Source organism: Brachymonas moutaii (nom. illeg.), from assembly GCF_049977365.1.
Taxonomy (GTDB): Bacteria; Pseudomonadota; Gammaproteobacteria; order Burkholderiales; family Burkholderiaceae_C; genus Brachymonas.
Genome location: NZ_JBNGEN010000007.1, coordinates 146,715 through 166,122, shown reverse-complemented (window position 1 = coordinate 166,122; position 19,408 = coordinate 146,715). Strand labels below are relative to the sequence as shown.

Genomic DNA, 19,408 nt, shown 5'->3' with positions numbered 1-19,408 from the left:
CGCTATTACCAGGAAGACCTGTTCACCCAGCGCCTGCTGCCGCCAGCCCCTCTTCCGACACGTGTGCCGCTGCACACGGAGTGAGCACCATCGGCGCACTGCGCGCGGTCAGGAGTTTTGCAAAGAGGGAGAAAGGAAATCGGCCGGAAGCCTGAAGTGCAGCTGCGCGGGCACTGGTGCGCGGTGAATCTACCGCGATCAGCTACTTTCATGATGGCATTCATGCCATTTTTAAAAAATTTACGCCGCTAAAGGTTTCTGGTGAATGGGCAACCATATGATTCTTCATGCTTTATTCGCCTATGTGCCGGAATGCCGACCGAGTTGCGTCACAATGCGCGTCAGCGGGGCGGGTAGATTCCAGTAGTTCCTTTCCGCCCTCTCGATTTGAAAAGGAATTCTCATGTCGGCAAAAAAATTGACTATCGAATTGCTGGATGCACAGGGGCAGCCGGTTTCCGGCACGCTCGTGTCTGCCAGCGGCTGTGGAGAACTGCGCACCAGTGTGATGGGCACTGTCATGTTCCTGGTGGATGAGCCCCAGGTAGTGGTCAAGGTGGATGGGCAGGAGGTGCACAACGGCACGCTCGACGCGCTGCCCGCTCAGCTGCGCCTCACGCAGCAGGCAGGTGGCTGGAAGGCCTGACCCCCGAAGGAAGCTCCGGGCCTGTGTTCTTCCTGCTCCTGCGCAGGAGTAGGGCACAGAGAGACAGGCCCCGGCTTCAGGCCACCATGTAGGCAGCGGTGCCCAGCGCCAGCACCCTGCCTTCTCCCGTCATGAACTCCATGCGGGTGCTGGCCAGGCGGGACCCGAGCCGAAGCACCTCGGCGCGCAGGGTGTAGTGCTCGTCGAGGCCAGGGCGCAGGTAGTCGATGCGCAAATCGATGGTGCTCAGATGCATGAAGTGGCGCAGGCGCTGCTCCAGTGGTTCGTGCTGATAGCGTGCCCCGATGGCGTTCATGACGGCCAATCCGCCCATGGTGTCGAGCGCAGCCGCAATGGCGCCCCCATGGATGCGCCGATGGGCATAGTGCCCGATGAGCTCGGGACGCAGGTCCATGGCCGCTTCGCTCACCAGCGGGGTGCTGCGCGTCAGCCGCAGGCCCAGCAGACGGTTGAAGGCCATTTTTTCTCCGAACATGTCGTGCACGGCGCGCACGAATTCCGGATCGAGCTCCACGGCGGCCAGCTGCTCGAAAGGGAGGGCTCGCGTAGGGACCTGGGTACTGCTCATGGCCGGTGTCTCCTGAAACGGGAAAAAGGAAGAAAAAGAGAAGTGGGCAAAAGCGCAGCACGAGAGGGAGGCGGGGAGCACGGAACGCTGCCCTGCCCCTTTCTGCCGGCTGCCACGCAGAGAGTGGAGCGACGATCCGGCTCCCGAGTGCTCAATTCCCGGGCGCTCAATGGAACTGGGGCGGGCGCTTTTCCATGAAGGCAGCAAAGGCCTCTCGCGCGGCAGGTTCGCGCAGCATGCGGGCAAAGACCGTGGCTTCCTCGGCCATGCGTGCGGCAATGGCTGGCTGCAGATCGGCCTTGAGCAGGCGCTTGGTTTCGATCAGGGAGGACAGGGGCTTGGCCGCCAGGCGCGCTGCCTGTGCCTGCGCGTAGGCGTTCACCTCGACAGGGGCGACGATGCGGTTGACGACGCCCATTTCGAGCGCTGCATCGGCCAGGAAGGGTTCACCCAGCAACAGGGCCTCGCTCGCACGGGCATGCCCCATGCGCAGGGGCGCGAGCAGGCTGCAGGCGGCCTCGGGACACAGGCCGAGGTTGACGAAGGGCATGGAAAACGCGGCATTGTCGCCTGCGTACACCAGATCGCAATGCAGCAGCATGGTGGTGCCGATGCCTACGGCAGGACCGGCCACCGCGGCCACCACAGGCTTGGGAAAGGTGCTGATCTGCTCCAGGAAGCGGAACACAGGCGCCTCAGGCGTGGAAGGAGGATGGTGCAGGAAGTCGGCAATGTCATTGCCGGCCGAGAACACGGTGGGATGTCCCTGGAAGACGAGCACGCGCACCCCGTCCTCCTGTGCCACCTGCTCCATGAAACGGGCCATGTCGGCGTACATGGCAGCCGTGAAGGCGTTCTTCTTGTCCACCCGGTTGAGGGTGATGGTGGCAATGCCGTGGTCGATGTGGGTCAGGATGTCGGACATGGAAATGCAGGGAATCTGGAGAAGGGAAGGGGCGTGCCATGGTGTGTCCGCCACCGCCTGGAGCCCCGGCAGGGACGGCAAGCAGTATGGACAGGAAAGTCACGCACGGAATTCCCTGCCCGACACACGGGCAGGGACACGCGCCCAGCTTACACGCGCTCGAAGATGCCGGCAGCACCCTGTCCCATGCCGACGCACATGGTGACCATGCCGTACCGGAGCCGGTTGCGCTGCAGGGCGTGCACGACGGTGGCCGAGCGGATGGCACCGGTGGCGCCCAGCGGGTGGCCGAGGGCAATGGCGCCGCCCATGGGATTGACCTTGGCGGCGTCGAGTCCCAGGGTGTTGATGACCGCGAGGGACTGGGCGGCGAAGGCTTCGTTGAGCTCGATCCAGTCCATGTCGTCCTGCCGCAGTCCGGCCACGCGCAGGGCAGCGGGAATGGCCTCGATGGGGCCGATGCCCATGATGGCCGGGGGCACGCCCTTGGCCGCGAAGCTCACGAAACGCGCCAGTGGCGTGAGGCCGAAGCGCTTGACCGCCGCCTCGCTCGCCAGAATGAGGGCGCCCGCCCCATCGCTGGTCTGGGAGCTGTTGCCGGCGGTGACGGTGCCGCGCGCGGCAAACACGGTGCGCAGCCGGGCCAGTCCTTCCAGGGTGGTGTCGGGCCGTGCGCCTTCGTCCAGATCGACGGTGCGGGTCGAGACACGGACCTCGCCAGTGGCCAGGTCGAGACGGCGCTCCTCGATGTCCACAGGGGTCATTTCGTCGCGGAAGGCACCGGACTGCATGGCGGCCACGGCACGGCGGTGGGACTCGACCGCAAAGGCGTCCTGTGCCTCGCGGCTCACCTTCCACTGCTGGGCCACCTTTTCGGCGGTGAGGCCCATGCCATAGGCGATGCCGATGTCGTGGTTGCCGTCGAAGATGGTGGGTGACAGCGAGGGCGTGTTGCCCATCATGGGCACGAGGCTCATGCTTTCGACGCCAGCGGCGATCATCACATCGGCCTCGCCCACCCGGATGCGGTCGGCCGCCATGGCTACGGCGCTGAGTCCGGAGGCACAGAAGCGGTTGACGGTGATGCCGCCCACGCTCTCGGGCAGCCCGGCAAGCACGGCGCCCACACGGGCGATGTTGAGGCCCTGCTGGGCCTCGGGAATGGCACAGCCGCAGATGATGTCCTCGACGGCTGCGGGGTCGAGCCCCGGCACCTGCGCCATGGCCGACTGCAGTGCCCGCACCAGCAGGGTGTCGGGACGGGTGTGCTTGAAATAGCCCTTGTGCGAGCGACCGATGGGCGTGCGGGTCGCGGCCACGATGTAGGCGTCCTGGATTTGTTTGCTCATGCTTCAGACTCCGGATATGGGGGCCGTTCCCTGTAGGGAACGGACTCTGTCAGGGGGGTGGCAGTGCGTGCGGTGCGGGGTCAGTTCCGCAGCGGCTTGCCGGTGTTCATCATGTGGAGGATGCGGTCCTGGGTCAGGGGATGGGCGATGAGGGCCGTGAAGGCTTCGCGTTCGAGCTGCATCAGGTACTCCTCGCTCACCAGCGTGCCGGGGTCCACGTCTCCGCCGCACACGATGCGCGCGATCATGGAGGCGATGTCGTAGTCGTGCTGGCTGATGAAGCCACCGTCGCGCATGTTGACGAGCGAGCCCTTGATGGTGGCGATGCCGTCGCGCCCCGCCACCGGGAACAGCCGCTTCATGGGCGGGCGGTAGCCGGTCTGGTACAGGGCCTTGGCCTGGGCGATGGCCACGTACAGCAGTTCGTCCTTGTTGGGCACGATCACATCGCTGTCGAGCACATAGCCGAGCTTGCGGCTTTCGAGGGCGCTGGTGCCCACCTTGGCCATGGCCGCTGCGGTGAAGCCTTCTGTGAGGAAGGGCAGCAGATCCTTGCCCGTGCTGTGTGCGGCATGCTCGGCCGCGCGGCGGGCAATGTAGGTCAACCCCCCGGCTCCGGGGATGAGGCCCACCCCCACCTCGACCAGCCCGATGTAGCTCTCCATGGCCACCACACGCGCACTGCTGTAGACGGCCATCTCGCAGCCACCGCCCAGTGCCAGCCCCCGCACGGCGGCGACGGTGGGCACCTGGGCATAGCGCATGCGCAGCATGAGCTGCTGGAGTTCCTGCTCCATGCCGTTGACGGTGAGGGCGCCCCCCGCCATGAAGGCAGGCAGCACGCTCTGCAGGTCAGCGCCGGCGCTGAACCATTCGTCGTTCGACCAGATGACCAGCCCCTGGTAGGACTGCTCGGCCAGCTCCACGGCGCGGGTCAGACCCTCGCCCACGGCGGGGCTGATGGTGTGCATCTTGGTCTTGATGGAAGCGATGAGCACTTCGTGATCGAGCGTCCAGAGGCGGAGGGCATCGTCCTCGTGCACAGTGGTGCCCGCCGTGGCCGGATCGGCCTGCACGCTGCCGTGCACGCTCTCGGGGAAGTACTGGCGGGCATACACGGGCAGTGCCGAGCGGGGCTCGAACTCGCCGGTCGAGGGGTTGAACGAGCCCTCGGGCGTGTGCACGCCGCCCGCGTCGGCAACCGGTCCCCGGAACACCCACTCAGGCAGCGGCGCCTTGCACAGCGCTTCGCCCCGGTCGATGTCTTCCTGGATCATGTGGGCCACTTCCAGCCAGCCGGCCTCCTGCCACAGCTCGAACGGGCCCTGCTTGCTACCGTACCCCCAGCGCATGGCGAAGTCGACGTCCCGCGCGGTATGGGCAATGGTCTGCAGATGCACGGCCGCGTAGTGCATCTGGTCGCGCAGCACGGCCCACACGAAGCGGCCCTGGGCGCCTTCTGCATGGCGCAGCAGCCGCAGGCGCTCGGCCGCAGGCTTCCTGAGCATGCGGGCATACACCTCGTCGCTCTTGTCGCCGGCGGGGACATAGTCGTCCTCGGCCAGGTCATAGCGCAGGATATCGCGTCCCACCTTCTTGAAGAAACCGGCCTTGGTTTTCTGCCCCAGATTGCCCTTTTCGATGAGCCGCGCCACCACGGCGGGAGTCCCGAAGCTGCCGTAGAACGGATCGGTCTCGGCCGAGAGGTTCTCCTGCATGGTGTGGATCACGTGCGCCATGGTGTCGAGACCGACCACGTCGGCGGTCCGGAAGGTGCCGGAGCTCGCCCGTCCGAGCTTCTTGCCCGTGAGATCGTCCACCACGTCATAGGTCAGACCGAACTTCTCGGCCTCGATCATGGTCGAGAGCATGCCGGCGATGCCCACGCGGTTGGCGATGAAGTTGGGGGTGTCCTTGGCGCGCACCACGCCCTTGCCGAGCGCGCTGGTGCAGAAGGTTTCGAGGTCGTCGAGAATGCGCGGCTGCGTGGTCGGCGTGGCGATCAGCTCCACCAGATACATGTAGCGCGGCGGATTGAAGAAGTGGATGCCGCAGAAGCTCGGCCGCAGGCTCTCGGGCAGTGCCTCCGACAGCCGGGTGATGGACAGGCCCGAGGTGTTGGACGCCACAATGGCATGGGGAGCCACGTGCGGCGCGATCCTGTGGTACAGGTCGGTCTTCCAGTCCATGCGCTCGGCGATCGCCTCGATCACCAGATCGCACTCCTGCAGGAGCGCCATGTGCTCCTCGTAGTTGGCCGGCTCGATGAGCGCCGCGTCGTCCGCCACGCCCAGCGGCGAGGGTTTGAGCTTGCGGAGATTGTCGATGGCACGCAGCGCGATGCCACTCTTGGGACCTTCCTTGGCCGGAAGGTCGAACAGCACCACCGGCACCTTCACATTGACCAGGTGCGCGGCAATCTGCGCACCCATGACGCCGGCACCCAGCACGGCGACCTTCTTCACTTGAAATCGGGACATGGTTTTGCTTTCGGTTCAGCCGTCTGCAGGCCGGTGGGGACACCCCCTGCGCACACTGCAGGAGCCGGTCTTCCCCACGCGGCCTCGCAGCCAGCGGGTTGATGGGATGGAGGGAAAAAAGACAGTCAGCATCGGCCCGGGCCCGCTCGGCCCATGGCGGCCGGCCCGGTCTCAAGTGCCCGGATCAGTGCACGCGCACCCAGGTCTGTGTGCGGCCGATGCCGAACACCGAACCGCGCACCTGCAGCCTGCGGCCTTCCTCCACCGGCGTCAGGCGCAGGGTATAGCTGCGTCCGCTCTCGGGATCCAGAATCTTGCCTTCTTCCCAGACCGCCCGGTCGCCATCGCGGCGGGCGCCGCGGATGATTTCCAGCCCCACCATGGGCTTGTCCTTGCGGTCATCGGTGCAGTGGCTGCACACGGCATGCGGGTCGGCTCCGGGCCGCAGGAGCTTCTCGATGCGGCCATAGAGCGCCCCGCCGCGTTCGCGGATCACGATCTGCGCCTTGGGTGCGCCCGTCCTGTCGTCGATGCTGCGCCAGGTGCCGACCGGAGTCATCTCGGCCGCCCAGGCTCCCGCCTGGACCAGCAGCGCACCGGCCATCCCCAGGGCAACGGCCAGTCCCCGGCCTCTGCGTGCATGCGTCTGGTTCATCATGGATCTGTCTCCTCCAGCAGGTTGCAGGTTGCGCATGCCGCTCAGGCGAGCGCGGCATCGGTGTCGAGCAGCACCCGGCTGCCGGCACGTGCCGTCTTCATGAGCGTGAGCGTCTCGGGGAACAGCCGGGCAAAGTAGAACCGTGCCGTCTGCAGCTTGCCCTGGTAGAACGGATCGGTGTTCCCCTCGGCGATCGCCCGGAGCGCCACCTGCGCCATGCGGGCAAACATGTAGGCAAACACCAGATGCCCGGCCACGCGCAGGTAGGGCACAGCCGCTGCCCCCACCTCGTCGGCGTTCTGGAACCCCCGGAACCCGATTTCGGTGGTGAACTTCTCCATCTGGCCCGCAATCAGCGCCAGCGGGTTGATGAACTCGGCCATCTTCTCATTGACACCTTCGCTCTCGATGAAGGCCGCCACTTCCTTGCCGAACTTGCGGAGCGTGGCTCCCTGGTTGCCCAGCACCTTGCGTCCCAGCAGGTCGAGCGACTGCACGGTGTTCGTGCCCTCGTAGATCATGTTGATGCGGGCGTCGCGCACGAACTGCTCCATGCCCCATTCCTTGATGTAGCCGTGCCCGCCGAACACCTGCTGGCACTCCACCGCCGCCTGGAAGCCGTTGTCGGTGAGAAAGGCCTTCACGATCGGCGTGAGCAGCGCGAGAATCTCGCCGGCGTCCTTGCGCACCTTGGCATCGGGGTGATGCTGCTCCTTGTCGAGCAGCAGCGAGGCATAGACGCCCAGCGCCCGGCCCCCTTCTGCCCAGGCCTTGGCCGTGAGCAGCATGCGGCGCACGTCGGGGTGCACGATGATGGGATCGGCCGGCTTGTCCTTGGCCTTGGTCCCCGAGAGGCTGCGCATCTGCAGGCGGTCCTTGGCATAGACCAGCGCATTCTGGTACGCCACCTCGGTCAGTCCCAGCGACTGGTTGCCCACACCCAGCCGGGCCGCGTTCATCATCACGAACATGGCCTGCAGCCCCTTGTTCGGCTCGCCGATCAGGGTGCCCACGGCATCTTCCAGGGCCAGTGCGGCCGTGGCATTGGCATGAATGCCCATCTTGTGCTCAAGCGACGTGCAGAAAATGCCGTTGCGCGCACCCAGCGAGCCATCGGTGTTCACCAGGAACTTGGGCACTGCAAACAGGCTGATGCCCTTGCTCCCCGCAGGCGCGTCGGGCAGGCGGGCCAGCACCAGGTGCACGATGTTCTCCACCATGTCGTGCTCGCCCGCGCTGATGAATATCTTGTTGCCGGTGATGCGGTAGCTGCCGTCTTCCTGCGGCACGGCCCTGGTCCGCAGCAGCCCCAGATCGGTGCCGCAGTGCGGTTCGGTCAGACACATGGTGCCCGTCCACACTCCGCTCACCAGCCGGGGCAGATAGGTCGTCTTCTGCCATTCGGTTCCGTGTGCGAACAGGGCCTCGTAGGCACCGTGGCTCAGGCCGGGGTACATGGTCCAGGCCTGGTTGGCCGAGTTCAGCATCTCGTAGAAGCACTGGTTGACCACGGCAGGCAGCCCCTGCCCGCCGAACTCGGGAGCGCAGGACAGCGCAGGCCAGCCCCCTTCCACATACTGGCGGTAGGCTTCCTTGAAGCCCTGGGGCGGCGTCACCTCGTGCGTGACCACGTCGAGCCGGCAGCCCTCCGTATCCCCGGAAATATTGAGCGGGAAGATCACCTCGGCGGCGAACTTGCCCCCTTCTTCGAGCACGGCGTTGACGGTCTCGCGATCCACCTCGGCAAAGGCCGGCATGGCGGCGAACTCGCGGCTCACGTCGAACACCTCGTGCATCACGAACTGCATGTCGCGCAGGGGCGGGTTGTAAATCGGCATCTGTCCATCTCCTGTGTCCGGCGCACGCATGCGCCTCGTTCATTCAAGACCTCGAACCCCACCGATGGCTCCGCAGCATCGGGCCTGCCCGCAGGCCCCCCGATGTCGCACCGCTTCCGGTGGAACTCCTCTCCGACGTCTACCGCCCGTACCCCGCCGCGCCTACGCGGACGTGCCGGTGCTGTAATACGCCACGATGCGCTCGAAACCCCGCGCAATCCGGTCGAGTGCGTGCGGCTCCTGCAGGAAGCGCGCCTCGTAGTGCACCGACAGAATCAGCCCATGGGTCTCGAACACCATTTGCTGCGCATCGGTATCGGGCCGGAGGTGTCCTTCTTCCTTGGCCTGCTCGATCGCCCGGTACATGGCCGCCAGCCAGCTGCGCACGGCACGTTGCAACGCGTCGCGCACAGCCCCCTCGCGGTCATCGAACTCCACCGCGCCACTGATGAAGATGCAGCCGGACTGCACCTCCTCCGTGACCCGCTGGATCCAGTTGCCGAACATCGCCCGCACCCGCGGCAAACCCCGGGGCGCCTTGAGGGCGGGATAGAACACCTCCTGCTCGAAACGCTGGTAATACTCCTGAACGATGGCAATCTGCAGATCCTCGCGCGACCCGAAATGGGCAAACACGCCGGACTTGCTCATGCCGACCATCTCGGCCAGCGCACCGATGCTGATGCCCTCCAATCCCAGCTCGCTCGCCAGCGCCAGTGCTGCATCGAGCAGCATGGCACGGGTGTGCATTCCCTTGTGGTGGGCACGGCGGCTGCCGTGGCTCTCCGCTTCGGGTTTGGACGACGAAACAGGATGGATCGTGGACATGGCGTGAATATATCAAATGAATAGAACGGTCGTGCTTTTTTCAGGCACATCTAGGGAAGACACCTAGCCGCGCGAGCCAGCACCAGGCATCCTGCAGCACACCTCCCCACCTCCTCGCAGGATGTAACATGCTTGCGGCGCCCATGGTAGCGCACCCTATCCCCGCAGCGCATGGGGAGACTCCTCGTTTCCTGCCGTTTTCCCTCGGGCGCACACCCTGCAGCCTGCCCTCGATCTGCCCTCCGGGGGCCCGATGCCACGGTGCGGGCGGGGGCGTGGGCTCCACACGCCTTCGGCCGGACAAGCATCGCGGGCCTTGGGAATTCGATCCCTTTTCCCGCATACTCGCCCCATGAACCTTCCCCGCTGGCTGCGGCTGCGCCTGGCCCCCCACTCCCTCACCGAGGCGGACGCTGCCGACGCCCTGTCTTCCCCCCGCTCCCCCGATGCCGCCGCCAGTGCGCGGGCGCGGGCCGTGGCAGACCGCGCAGTGGCCCGGGTGGACACGGTGCGCATCCAGCGCCGTCTGCTCATGCTGCTGATCGCCCCGCTGGTCGTGCTCGCGCTCATCAACGCCTGGTCGGACTACCGCTCGGCCGACTCGGCCGCCTCGCAGCAGGACAAGCAGCTCCTGCAGCTCGTGCCCCTGCTGGCGGATTCGATCATCGCGGTGGGCGCACATGAGGGCGACCCGCCCGTGCTCCTGCTCGCCCCACCGGTGGAAGAATTCCTCAAGGAGCGCCAGGGCCTCGTCACCTACAAGGTCTACACCCCCAAGCGCAAGCTGCTGCACGGCGACGAACGCCTGCCCTCGATCGTGCCCGTGACCCAGGACCCCGACTTCTTCAACCAGGACGTCAAGGGCACCAGCTACCGCATCGTGGTCCAGCGCGTGCCCAGCGTGGCAGGCGACGTGGTAGTCGAAGTGGCCGACGCCTCCGACCCGCGCAAGCGCTGGCTGCAGCAGCTCTTTCTCAAGGTCCTGCTGCCCAACCTCGTGATGATTGCGGGTGCCTCGCTCGTCATCAGCTGGGCGGTGCGGCGCGCCCTCAAGCCGCTGCGCGACCTCATCATGGCCGTCGAGCAGCGCTCTCCCCGGGACCTCAGCAGCATCGACGAACGCATCACACCGGAAGAAATCCGCCCCCTCATCGCCTCGCTCAACCGCCTGTTCGCCCTCGTGAACGCCCAGGCCGAAACCCAGCGCCGCTTCGTGGCCGACGCCGCGCACCAGCTCCGCACCCCGCTGGCAGGCCTGCAGGCCCAGATCGAGGCCTGGACCGAGTCCCTGCGGCAGCAGCAGGACGCACTGCCGTCCTCCCCTCCCGCCCGGCTCCACACACCCGGTCTGGCAGACACGGCTCCAGCATTGCCCCCCCCGACAGGCTCTGGGGCAGGCGCGGGCACAGGAGCCGATGCCAACGGCATCCGTCTGGTCTGGAGTCCGGAGCTGCACCAGCATGTGGCCCAGATCCCTGTGGCAGAGCTCACCCGCCTGCGTGCGGCCATCCGGCGCAACTCGCAGCTCGTGCACCAGCTCCTGTCGCTGTCCCGCGCCGATTCCGATGCCATGGAAGCGCAGCACCTGCAGGCCGTCGACCTCAAGGCGCTGTGCGAGGACCTGCTCGAATCGCACCTCGATGCCGCCGCCGCCAAGAACATCGACCTCGGGCTGGACGTGCAGCCGGTGCGCGTCTCCGCCCATGCGCTGTGGCTGCGCGAACTCCTGAGCAACCTGATCGTCAACGCCATCCACTACACCCCGGAAGGCGGCGTGATCACCCTGCGCTGCGGCGTGCAGGGCGTCGGCGATACCGATGAGCACGACCATGCCAGCATGCTGGCCCGCGTCACCGGCCACCCCGAACACGCCCCGATTCCGCCCCGCGCCTTCGTGGAAGTGGAGGACAACGGCCCCGGCATCCCGGTGACGGAGCGTACCCATGTGTTCGAGCGCTTCTACCGCGTCCCCGGCACCAAGGGCGAAGGCACCGGCCTCGGCCTGGCCATCGCCCGCGAAATCGCGCTGCGCCATCACAGCGACCTGATTCTCTCGGACGGTATGCCCCACGAGCAGGACACCGGCTGCGGCCTGAAGGTCACACTGCTCTTTGCCGCCTCGCTGCTCCTGCGCTACGGCAACACCGTGCAGGGGGAGTAGTGACGGCTGCACACAGCCTCCATGCCGGGCAGTCGCCCGGCTGAAGCCCCCTTCAAGCCCCCTTCAGTGCCCGTTGTGCTCGATGCGGTAGCCGAAGCCACGGATCGACCGCAGCGCGATGCCGTAGGGGTCGAGCTTGGCCCGCAGCCGGGAGATATAGACCTCCACCGCATTGAGGGTGATTTCCTTGTCCCAGCCGGTGAGCGCCTGCAGCAGCTTCTCCTTGCTCACGGGCTTGGGTGCATGCAGCATCAGATACTGCAGCACCGTCCATTCGCGTGGGCCCATGTCGAGCGGCTGGCCATCGGCCGTGACCTGGTGGGCCGCCGTATCGAGCGCAATGGGCCCGAGCGTGAGGACCGACGTGGTGGCCGCCTGCGATCGCCGCAGCAGTGCCCGCAGCCGCGCCAGCAGCTCCGGCAGCTCGAAAGGCTTGACCATGTAATCGTCAGCGCCCACATCCAGTCCCTGCACCCGGTCCTGGAGCGAATCCCGGGCCGTCAGCATGAGCACCGGCAGATTCAGCCCCCGCTCGCGAATGCGGCGCGTGAGCGCCATGCCGTCCATGCCGGGCAGGCCCACGTCGATGATTGCGGCATCGAACTCGTCGGATGTCAGGGCATCCAGCGCCGCTTCGGCACTGCCCACCGCATCCACGACATAGCCGCCCGCCGTGGTCAGCCCCTGCTTGATGCCATCGGCCAGCATCTGGTCGTCTTCCACCAGCAGCAATCGCATGTCTGTTCTCCTTTATGACGGGGCACTCTCAGGGAGCCGCCCCGCCCCACGGGCCGGCTCCGCCGTCTTCAGGCCCGGATCATGGTGCCGTAGGCCTGCTCGGTCAGCACTTCGAGCAGCATGCTGTGCGGCACCCGACCGTCGATGATGTGCACGGCCTTGACACCGCGCTTGGCCGCTTCGAGCGCCCCGGAAATCTTGGGAATCATGCCCCCGGAAATGGTTCCATCGGCACACAGCTCGTCCACCCGTGTGGGCGTGAGCTCGGGCAGCAGCTGGCCCTGCTTGTCGAGCACCCCGGCAATGTTGGTGAGCATGAGCAGCTTCTCGGCCTGGAGCTTGGTGGCCAGCGCAGCCGCCACCACATCGGCGTTGATGTTATAGCTCTCGTTGTCCACGCCATAGCCGATGGGGCTGACCACGGGGATGAACTGATCGTCCTGCAGCGCTTTGACCACGCTCGGGTCGATCTCCTCGATGTCGCCCACCATGCCCACGTCATGTTCGATGGACGGGTCGTGCTGGTCCTTGAGCCGCAGCTTGTGGGCACGGATCATGGCGCCATCGCGTCCGGTCAGGCCCACGGCCTTGCCGCCCACCTGATTGATGAGCCCGACGATCTGCTGCTGCACCTCGCCGGCCAGCACCCACGCCACCACGCCCATGGTCTCGGCATCGGTCACGCGCATGCCCTGCACGAAGTGCCCTTCCTTGCCCAGCCGCTTGAGCGCCGTCTCGATCTGCGGCCCCCCGCCATGCACCACCACCGGATTGATGCCCACCAGCTTCAGGAGCACGATGTCCTCGGCAAACGCCTTCTGCAGGGCCGGATCGGTCATGGCGTTGCCGCCATACTTAATCACCATGGTCTTGCCGTGATATTTCTGGATGCTCGGAAGCGCCTGAGCCAGCACTTCGACATTATTCCTAGTCAGAGATTTTGTAGAATCAATCATAAAATAAAATTAATTACAGAAAACGATTGCCAAAAAATTGATTTGACACCACTCACTAAAATAAATTCCAACCAGACGAAACATTAATAATAAACACAAATTTTATTAGATCAAATTGACTTTATATTCAAATAATCCGAAACACCGCCCTTCGAACGACATTCGAAAGAAATATAAAAATAAAGCGCAAAAATTACTGTATAGATTACACCAGCAGAAGAAGAAAACAAATAGGGATTATAAAGACCACTCATAATCCAAAAAACAGAAAGCACAAAAATAGCCACAGCATCCATCAAATTAGAACGTAAAGCCATTAAAAATTGACGCCAATAAAGGCTGATGGCGGCAATCGACAAGAAACCTACGCCGATAATTCCCATCTGTCCTAGAAGAGCCAATAGCTGAAGCTCATAAGAGTAAGGTGCCTCCTCACTCCTTATATAGCCTGGAATGTACGCACCCAAACCATGCCCCATCAAAGGAGCATCCCAAAACCACGCCCATAGATTTCTGGATTGTTCTTGTCTAACCAAATCAGACTCAGAGGAAGCGACGCTATCAAATCTCTGCAAGAATACATAATCAATATATTCTTTTTCAAAAAAATAAAAGACACACGAAAACAAAATTATAAAAATAAAAATAGCAAATCTCTTTCTTTTCCTCAAAACAAGAAAGTTAGACAAAAAAACCGAAACCGCCACCACCACCCACACATATCTAGAAAAACCAACCAAAGCAGAAAAAATCAGCGAAAACAAAACAAAGAAATCAAACCTGTTTCTATTCTTTTTTAAAGAAAGAATATAAAATATAACGAAAGGAATTAACAAATCAGAAACGAATTGAATTCTTCCTCCCAAATCCCCAAGATCGAAAGACATCAGAGAAGTACCGAAAAACTCCGAAATGCCTTCCATAACCACATACACAGGAACACCAGCAACAAATGAAAAAATGAAAATAAAAATCTTTATCAACGCAATAACAAAAAGCCAAACCGTTGCACTTCGAAGAAGTCTTTCAGCAGTCAGCATATTTCTTTGCAGAAGAATTTTTCCAATTATAGGGAAAACAGCTGTCACAAAGATATCTTTAGCCTGTGAAAAAACAGGAGAAAGGTCACCCTGCCAATACACAAGCCCAACAAAAACCCAAATTATCAACAACAAAATGACAAAATTCAATCTTTTAATAAAATCAGAAAAAATATAAGATTTTATTCCAATAAAAAACAATAAAAAAAAGAATGAAATTATTTTTAAATTTATACCGAAAAACCGGCCACTAGGCAACAAGACTGCTAAAAAACTACAGGCCAAAAAAAGCCAAGAAACACTCTCAGTGTATGATCTTTTTATAGCAATCATAAACAACCAAATAAAAATCAATACAAAACAACATCCGCATACACGTCCTTGCAAAGCAAGGAATCCCACAAAATCAGCTTATTAATAGATTTAATCAATCCTTCAGCATACAAAAGGCGATGGTTTTTTATTTTTAAAATAAAATTTCCCGAAAGCCTAATCTTCAGATAATTTCTCAAAAAACCATCAATTTCCATCGGCAATTTATCATGATAAATTCTCCAAAAAGCGTAAGCCTGGTCAAATTGCTTCTTCCCCATCATTCTTTGATTTTTAAAATACTCCAAAATCTTTAATATTTTTTGGAAATTTTTTTGATAGCCATTTATTCCAACAAGATTACCACCGTGAATCCTATAAGAAATCAAAGGAGCATCAATCACAGAAATTCTTCCAAAAGCCGAAGCCACAAGCAAAATCCAATAATCATGCATAATTGCTTCATCTGGTATGCAACCAGCAAAATTAAGCAACGCTTTATTGATCATCATAGAGCATCCAGGATAATAACTCTTATTAACAAGAGTCTTAAAATCCTTTTTACACTCCATTTGCTGATAATTCCAAAAAGAATCGGCAAATATATTACCTTCCCCGTCCATTAGATTCAAATCCGTACAAACCAAACAGGGAGTTTTTTCATCGACACCTTCAATAACACGCATAGATAAAAGTGATTGACTTATCTTATCCCTATGCCAAACATCATCTTGATCGCAGAACATGAAATATTTAGCATTCAAAGAAGAAGCCAAACCCAAAAGATGAGAAAAATTATTCTTCGCCGAACCAAAAACAAGACCATCCTCTATCAGAAAAAATAATTCAGGATATCTTTTAACAAAATTCAATATTATTTCTCTGGTACCATCGCTGGATCCATCATCATGAATCAATACTGAAAAATTTTGATAATTTTGATCAACAATCGATTGCAATTGTGCTTCAATGAACTTCTCACCATTGAAAGTTGCCAAGAGCACAATAACCTCTTTCGAGGCGCACTGAAGCTCAGTAATATTCATTTTTTGCCTTACCCGTCAAATATTCAAGCAAAACATAATCACACCCTACTCTTATCGCCCAAGCAGCAGCTACGCCATAAAGCCCAAAATTCTTCATAAGATAATAAAGTACCACAACATATGGAACAACTTCTGCACAATGAACATATGCCGTCAAACGGGATCGCCCCATTGCCTGCAACTCCGTAAATGGTATCTGCGCCATAGAATTAAAAAAGAAACCCAGCAACAAAATCCTCAGAACAGCAATAGATTCATCCGTTTTAAAACTAAGACCAAGCCATGCTCCCAAAATAGCCCCAGAAAAAAAATAGACGACAACACAAATCACAAAAGTCGACAAAAAAACAATAAATCTAGTTTGCACGACGTATTGTTTATGGCTCTTTACTTCATTTAAATTCGATAGCTTAGGAAACAGGGAACGCGTAACAGCCTGCGGTATAGCACTCAAGCGAGCCACCAACTCAGATGGCCCCGAATAAATCCCTACTCTCCCCGCACCCAGCGAATTAGCCACAACCAATCTATCAAAGTAAACCATAATTGGACTAATAATATTAGTGATCGTTAACCAACCTCCAAACTTCATCATTCTACGAAGAATATTGAAATCGATTTCACGCGGCCAAGCAGGACAGATCTTCCTCACGACGAAAAAAGTCAAAACCAGAGTATAAATTCTTCCAATCAATATACCTAGCCCCGCCCACAAAAAAGAATTTTTATATTCATAGCACAATATCGCAGGAACAATAGCACTAATCGTTGACGTATAAATTCTTTGTTTAGCAAGTACGTAAAATTCCTCTTTCCCCTCCAAATATGCCAGAAGCACTTGAACAATCATCATCAACGGGAAAGATAAAAAACAAAAAATCATCCCGATTTGCACATCGCGATGATTTTCAATCCGCACCCCCATCATATCTACAATTTCAGAAGAAAAAATTATAGAAAGAAAGGAAAAAACAAAGCTAAAAATAAATATCGCTTTATATGCCGTACCAAGTATTTTCGCCTCCTGAGTTTCATCGCCTCCATTCTGTGCAATTTCGCGTATTACAGCCCTAGATATTCCAATATCGATTACAGAAGCATACCCCAATATTGCGAATGCCACTGTATAGACGCCAAACTTCTCCAACCCGAGCGAGCGCGATATCACACCAAATGCAGGTATCGTTATTATCGTAGGAACAGCGAAGGCAAGCATATTCCAAAAACTATTTTTCAATATACTCACTCTTGCACCTTTTAAGCAAAACCCTCACAAGAAACACACCATTCAACGACATAAAATACACAAAATATAGCGCGATTATTTAATAAATTCACAACAAATCCACACCACCAAACCATCCAAACAATCAAATCGATCTCAAAACCACAAAATAAAACCCCAAAGTTCGAAGCATCCCATTTTTAGAAAATTTATTCTTGACCAGAAGTATAATTTTCTGCACCACATTTCTTTTTTCAATACACAAGAAATCCAGGATTATCCCCCTTTTAGCAAGATCCAACTTGTCGCAATAAATACTGCAAAAAGATTTCGCTTGAATAAAAAGAGGAGCGACAACCTTTTGAGACCTTTTTCTAGAAAAAACAAGAGAAAGCTTCTTTGCCACAGAAGAAATCGTCCATTTTTTCGCACCCACCGAATTAGAATCATGCTGCCTATAATATACCAATGATTCATTATTAAACACAATTTTGCCAAAAGCAGACGCAACTAGCGCCGCCCACCAATCATGCATGATCGCCTCTGCAGGAACGTTTGCCATTAAACGACAAAGTTTTCTGTTAATTACACTCGCACAGCCTGTCACAATGTTCTGACAAAGAATGTCATTAAATCCAGATTTATCTGAATAAAGATTCTGATATTCAAAAAAAGAATTTCCTATTTTTTTCAGATCTTTATCAACCACAAAAAGATCAGAATGCGCCAATATAGGGCAATCGACCCCATGTGCAGCTTCCGCATTTTGCATAACGCCAATCATTTTCGGTATTTTATTTTTTACCCACACATCATCCTGATCGCAGAAAAAATAATAATCCGCTGGCGGCGCCTTAGAAATCAAGTCCCTAAAGTTATTTAGAGCCCCATGCTCGCCAGACAGGTTTTCATTGATAAAAACCCTGCCACTGAATTTTCTTTCAAAACCTCTTAAAATATCGATAGTTCCATCTTGTGACCCATCATCATTGACAACCAAAAAAGATGACTCATTTTCAATGAAATCAAGAGATTCCAGGAGCTGCTCAATATATTTTTCGCCATTATATGTGGCCAACAATATGCAATTTCTTACACTCATACGTACAATCAAATTTCAATCAATTCACGCCACGCATCGAGACAATTCATCTCTACGTTATGCAGACCATTAAATTTAATTTTCAAATTCCCGCAAAAGGCATACCTTTCTTATCTTTATCTGAAAGGATAGCATCTTCCTCACGAATCGGCCATGCAACACCAATCGAGCGATCATTCCACATCAAGCTAGCTTCATACTGCGGCGCATAGTAGTCCGTGGTCTTGTAGAGGAAGTCAGCACTTTCGCTGAGCACCACAAAGCCATGCGCAAACCCCGGCGGAATCCACAGCTGGCGCTGGTTGTCCTCGGTCAGCTCGGCGCCGAACCACTGTCCGAAATGGCTCGACCCCTTGCGGATATCCACGGCCACGTCGAACACGGCGCCACGCGCCACGCGCACCAGCTTGCCCTGGGGCTGCTGGGTCTGATAGTGCAGGCCGCGCAGCACCCCCTTGCGGGAACGGGAATGGTTGTCCTGCACGAAGCTGTAATGCGTGCCCGTGGCCGCATCGAAATCGCGCTGGTTGAAACTCTCGAAAAAGAAGCCGCGTGCATCGCCGAACACCTTGGGTTCGATGATGAGGACTTCGGGAAGCGTGGTTTCGATGATGTTCATGCCTTGACTCCATCCTTGAGCATGCGTTGCAGATATTTGCCGTAGCCGTTCTTGAGCAGGGGCTGCATGAGCCGCTCGACCTGTGCAGCGTCGATGAAACCGTTGCGCCACGCGATTTCCTCGGGGCAGGCGATCTTGAGCCCCTGCCGCTGCTCCAGCGTGGCAATGAACTGTCCGGCATCGAGCAGGCTCTCGTGCGTGCCGGTATCGAGCCAGGCGTACCCCCGCTTCATGATCTGCACATGCAGGGAGCCCTGCTCCAGATAGGCCTGGTTGACGCTGGTGATCTCCAGCTCCCCGCGCGCGCTCGGCCGCACGGCCTTGGCGATGTCCACCACCTGGCTGTCGTAGAAATACAGCCCCGTCACGGCATAGTTGGATCGGGGAGTCGCCGGTTTTTCCTCGATGCTGATGGCCTTGCCCGCCGCATCGAACTCCACCACGCCGTAGCGCTCGGGGTCCTGCACATGGTAGGCAAACACGCTCGCGCCCGTGGTGCGGGCGTCGGCCTGCTGCAGGAGCATGCTCAGGTCATGTCCGTAGAAGATGTTGTCACCCAGCACCAGCGCGCTCGGCGCGTTGCCCACAAAATGCTCCCCGATCAGGAAGGCCTGCGCCAGCCCATCCGGGCTGGCCTGCACCGCATATTCGAGATGGATGCCCCACTGCGAACCATCGCCCAGCAGCTGCTGAAAGCGCGGGGTGTCCTGCGGCGTGCTGATGATCAGGATATCCCGGATCCCTGCCAGCATCAGGGTGCTCAGGGGGTAGTAAACCATGGGCTTGTCGTACACCGGCAGCAGCTGCTTGCTGACGGCCAGAGTAGCCGGATGCAGGCGGGTGCCCGAACCTCCGGCCAGAATGATGCCTTTGCGTGTCGTCATGATGTGTGCGTA

The 19,408-nt window shown here is 58.2% G+C and carries 17 protein-coding genes; 2 read left to right on the top strand and 15 right to left on the bottom strand.

Annotated features, from left to right (window positions below; genetic code table 11):
• Positions 1–403: 403 nt before the first annotated feature.
• Positions 404–646 carry a hypothetical protein gene (locus ACP2WS_RS09375; RefSeq protein WP_426460538.1) on the top strand — a complete coding sequence of 81 codons (243 nt, stop codon included), beginning with the start codon at positions 404–406 and terminating at the stop codon, positions 644–646.
• A gap of 76 nt (positions 647–722) precedes the next feature.
• Here the strand turns inward: ACP2WS_RS09375 and ACP2WS_RS09370 are convergent, their stop codons facing one another.
• From ACP2WS_RS09370 to ACP2WS_RS09340, 7 genes are all read right to left on the bottom strand, one after another.
• Positions 723–1,235 carry a thioesterase family protein gene (locus tag ACP2WS_RS09370; RefSeq protein ID WP_426460537.1) on the bottom strand — a complete coding sequence of 171 codons (513 nt, stop codon included), beginning with the start codon at positions 1,233–1,235 and terminating at the stop codon, positions 723–725.
• 166 nt (positions 1,236–1,401) lie between these two features.
• Positions 1,402–2,160, bottom strand: a complete 759-nt coding sequence (locus tag ACP2WS_RS09365) for an enoyl-CoA hydratase (protein WP_426460536.1) — start codon at positions 2,158–2,160, stop codon at positions 1,402–1,404.
• 149 nt (positions 2,161–2,309) lie between these two features.
• On the bottom strand, positions 2,310–3,509 hold the full coding sequence (locus ACP2WS_RS09360; protein ID WP_374491665.1) for an acetyl-CoA C-acyltransferase: 1,200 nt from the start codon (positions 3,507–3,509) through the stop codon (positions 2,310–2,312).
• A gap of 80 nt (positions 3,510–3,589) precedes the next feature.
• Positions 3,590–5,989: a 3-hydroxyacyl-CoA dehydrogenase/enoyl-CoA hydratase family protein gene (locus tag ACP2WS_RS09355; RefSeq protein ID WP_374491666.1), complete on the bottom strand. Its 2,400-nt coding sequence runs from the start codon at positions 5,987–5,989 to the stop codon at positions 3,590–3,592.
• Positions 5,990–6,173: 184 nt separating this feature from the next.
• Positions 6,174–6,644: a DUF2147 domain-containing protein gene (locus tag ACP2WS_RS09350; protein WP_426460545.1), complete on the bottom strand. Its 471-nt coding sequence runs from the start codon at positions 6,642–6,644 to the stop codon at positions 6,174–6,176.
• Between the two features lie 44 nt (positions 6,645–6,688).
• Positions 6,689–8,485 (bottom strand): acyl-CoA dehydrogenase C-terminal domain-containing protein, encoded by a 1,797-nt coding sequence (locus tag ACP2WS_RS09345; RefSeq protein WP_374491667.1) that lies wholly within the window; start codon positions 8,483–8,485, stop codon positions 6,689–6,691.
• 162 nt (positions 8,486–8,647) lie between these two features.
• Entirely contained in the window at positions 8,648–9,313 is a 666-nt protein-coding gene (locus tag ACP2WS_RS09340; RefSeq protein ID WP_426460535.1) for a TetR/AcrR family transcriptional regulator, read from the bottom strand.
• Positions 9,314–9,665: 352 nt separating this feature from the next.
• Between ACP2WS_RS09340 and ACP2WS_RS09335 the strand changes: the two genes are divergently transcribed.
• On the top strand, positions 9,666–11,474 hold the full coding sequence (locus tag ACP2WS_RS09335) for a sensor histidine kinase (protein ID WP_426460533.1): 1,809 nt from the start codon (positions 9,666–9,668) through the stop codon (positions 11,472–11,474).
• Between the two features lie 63 nt (positions 11,475–11,537).
• Here ACP2WS_RS09335 and ACP2WS_RS09330 read toward each other — a convergent pair whose 3' ends face one another.
• From ACP2WS_RS09330 to rfbA, 8 genes are all read right to left on the bottom strand, one after another.
• Positions 11,538–12,212 (bottom strand): response regulator, encoded by a 675-nt coding sequence (locus ACP2WS_RS09330; RefSeq protein WP_374491672.1) that lies wholly within the window; start codon positions 12,210–12,212, stop codon positions 11,538–11,540.
• A 68-nt stretch (positions 12,213–12,280) separates the two neighbouring features.
• Positions 12,281–13,168 carry an acetylglutamate kinase gene (gene argB / locus ACP2WS_RS09325; RefSeq protein WP_426460531.1) on the bottom strand — a complete coding sequence of 296 codons (888 nt, stop codon included), beginning with the start codon at positions 13,166–13,168 and terminating at the stop codon, positions 12,281–12,283.
• Positions 13,169–13,278: 110 nt separating this feature from the next.
• The gene (locus ACP2WS_RS09320; protein WP_426460530.1) at positions 13,279–14,610 is read right to left on the bottom strand and encodes an O-antigen ligase family protein; all 1,332 of its coding nucleotides are present in this window, start codon (positions 14,608–14,610) and stop codon (positions 13,279–13,281) included.
• On the bottom strand, positions 14,559–15,566 hold the full coding sequence (locus ACP2WS_RS09315) for a glycosyltransferase family 2 protein (RefSeq protein WP_426460529.1): 1,008 nt from the start codon (positions 15,564–15,566) through the stop codon (positions 14,559–14,561). The genes ACP2WS_RS09320 and ACP2WS_RS09315 overlap by 52 nt, the downstream gene beginning before the upstream one ends.
• Positions 15,553–16,812, bottom strand: a complete 1,260-nt coding sequence (locus ACP2WS_RS09310; protein WP_426460528.1) for a flippase — start codon at positions 16,810–16,812, stop codon at positions 15,553–15,555. Before ACP2WS_RS09310 ends, ACP2WS_RS09315 begins: the two co-directional genes overlap by 14 nt.
• A 124-nt stretch (positions 16,813–16,936) precedes the next feature.
• Entirely contained in the window at positions 16,937–17,893 is a 957-nt protein-coding gene (locus tag ACP2WS_RS09305) for a glycosyltransferase family 2 protein (protein WP_426460527.1), read from the bottom strand.
• 82 nt (positions 17,894–17,975) lie between these two features.
• Positions 17,976–18,512 carry a dTDP-4-dehydrorhamnose 3,5-epimerase gene (rfbC, locus tag ACP2WS_RS09300; protein WP_426460526.1) on the bottom strand — a complete coding sequence of 179 codons (537 nt, stop codon included), beginning with the start codon at positions 18,510–18,512 and terminating at the stop codon, positions 17,976–17,978.
• On the bottom strand, positions 18,509–19,396 hold the full coding sequence (gene rfbA, locus ACP2WS_RS09295) for a glucose-1-phosphate thymidylyltransferase RfbA (RefSeq protein WP_374491676.1): 888 nt from the start codon (positions 19,394–19,396) through the stop codon (positions 18,509–18,511). Before rfbA ends, rfbC begins: the two co-directional genes overlap by 4 nt.
• Positions 19,397–19,408 lie beyond the last annotated feature (12 nt).

Bases quoted from the DNA above. Each gene is read 5' to 3' on its own strand.
- ACP2WS_RS09330 (WP_374491672.1), bottom strand. From the start codon at position 12,212: ATGCGATTGCTGCTGGTGGAAGACGACCAGATGCTGGCCGATGGCATC.
- ACP2WS_RS09360 (WP_374491665.1), bottom strand. From the start codon at position 3,509: ATGAGCAAACAAATCCAGGACGCCTACATCGTGGCCGCGACCCGCACG.
- ACP2WS_RS09355 (WP_374491666.1), bottom strand. From the start codon at position 5,989: ATGTCCCGATTTCAAGTGAAGAAGGTCGCCGTGCTGGGTGCCGGCGTC.
- ACP2WS_RS09335 (WP_426460533.1), top strand. From the start codon at position 9,666: ATGAACCTTCCCCGCTGGCTGCGGCTGCGCCTGGCCCCCCACTCCCTC.
- ACP2WS_RS09350 (WP_426460545.1), bottom strand. From the start codon at position 6,644: ATGAACCAGACGCATGCACGCAGAGGCCGGGGACTGGCCGTTGCCCTG.
- ACP2WS_RS09375 (WP_426460538.1), top strand. From the start codon at position 404: ATGTCGGCAAAAAAATTGACTATCGAATTGCTGGATGCACAGGGGCAG.
- ACP2WS_RS09345 (WP_374491667.1), bottom strand. From the start codon at position 8,485: ATGCCGATTTACAACCCGCCCCTGCGCGACATGCAGTTCGTGATGCAC.
- rfbC (WP_426460526.1), bottom strand. From the start codon at position 18,512: ATGAACATCATCGAAACCACGCTTCCCGAAGTCCTCATCATCGAACCC.
- rfbA (WP_374491676.1), bottom strand. From the start codon at position 19,396: ATGACGACACGCAAAGGCATCATTCTGGCCGGAGGTTCGGGCACCCGC.
- argB (WP_426460531.1), bottom strand. From the start codon at position 13,168: ATGATTGATTCTACAAAATCTCTGACTAGGAATAATGTCGAAGTGCTG.
- ACP2WS_RS09365 (WP_426460536.1), bottom strand. From the start codon at position 2,160: ATGTCCGACATCCTGACCCACATCGACCACGGCATTGCCACCATCACC.
- ACP2WS_RS09340 (WP_426460535.1), bottom strand. From the start codon at position 9,313: ATGTCCACGATCCATCCTGTTTCGTCGTCCAAACCCGAAGCGGAGAGC.
- ACP2WS_RS09315 (WP_426460529.1), bottom strand. From the start codon at position 15,566: ATGAATATTACTGAGCTTCAGTGCGCCTCGAAAGAGGTTATTGTGCTC.
- ACP2WS_RS09305 (WP_426460527.1), bottom strand. From the start codon at position 17,893: ATGAGTGTAAGAAATTGCATATTGTTGGCCACATATAATGGCGAAAAA.
- ACP2WS_RS09370 (WP_426460537.1), bottom strand. From the start codon at position 1,235: ATGAGCAGTACCCAGGTCCCTACGCGAGCCCTCCCTTTCGAGCAGCTG.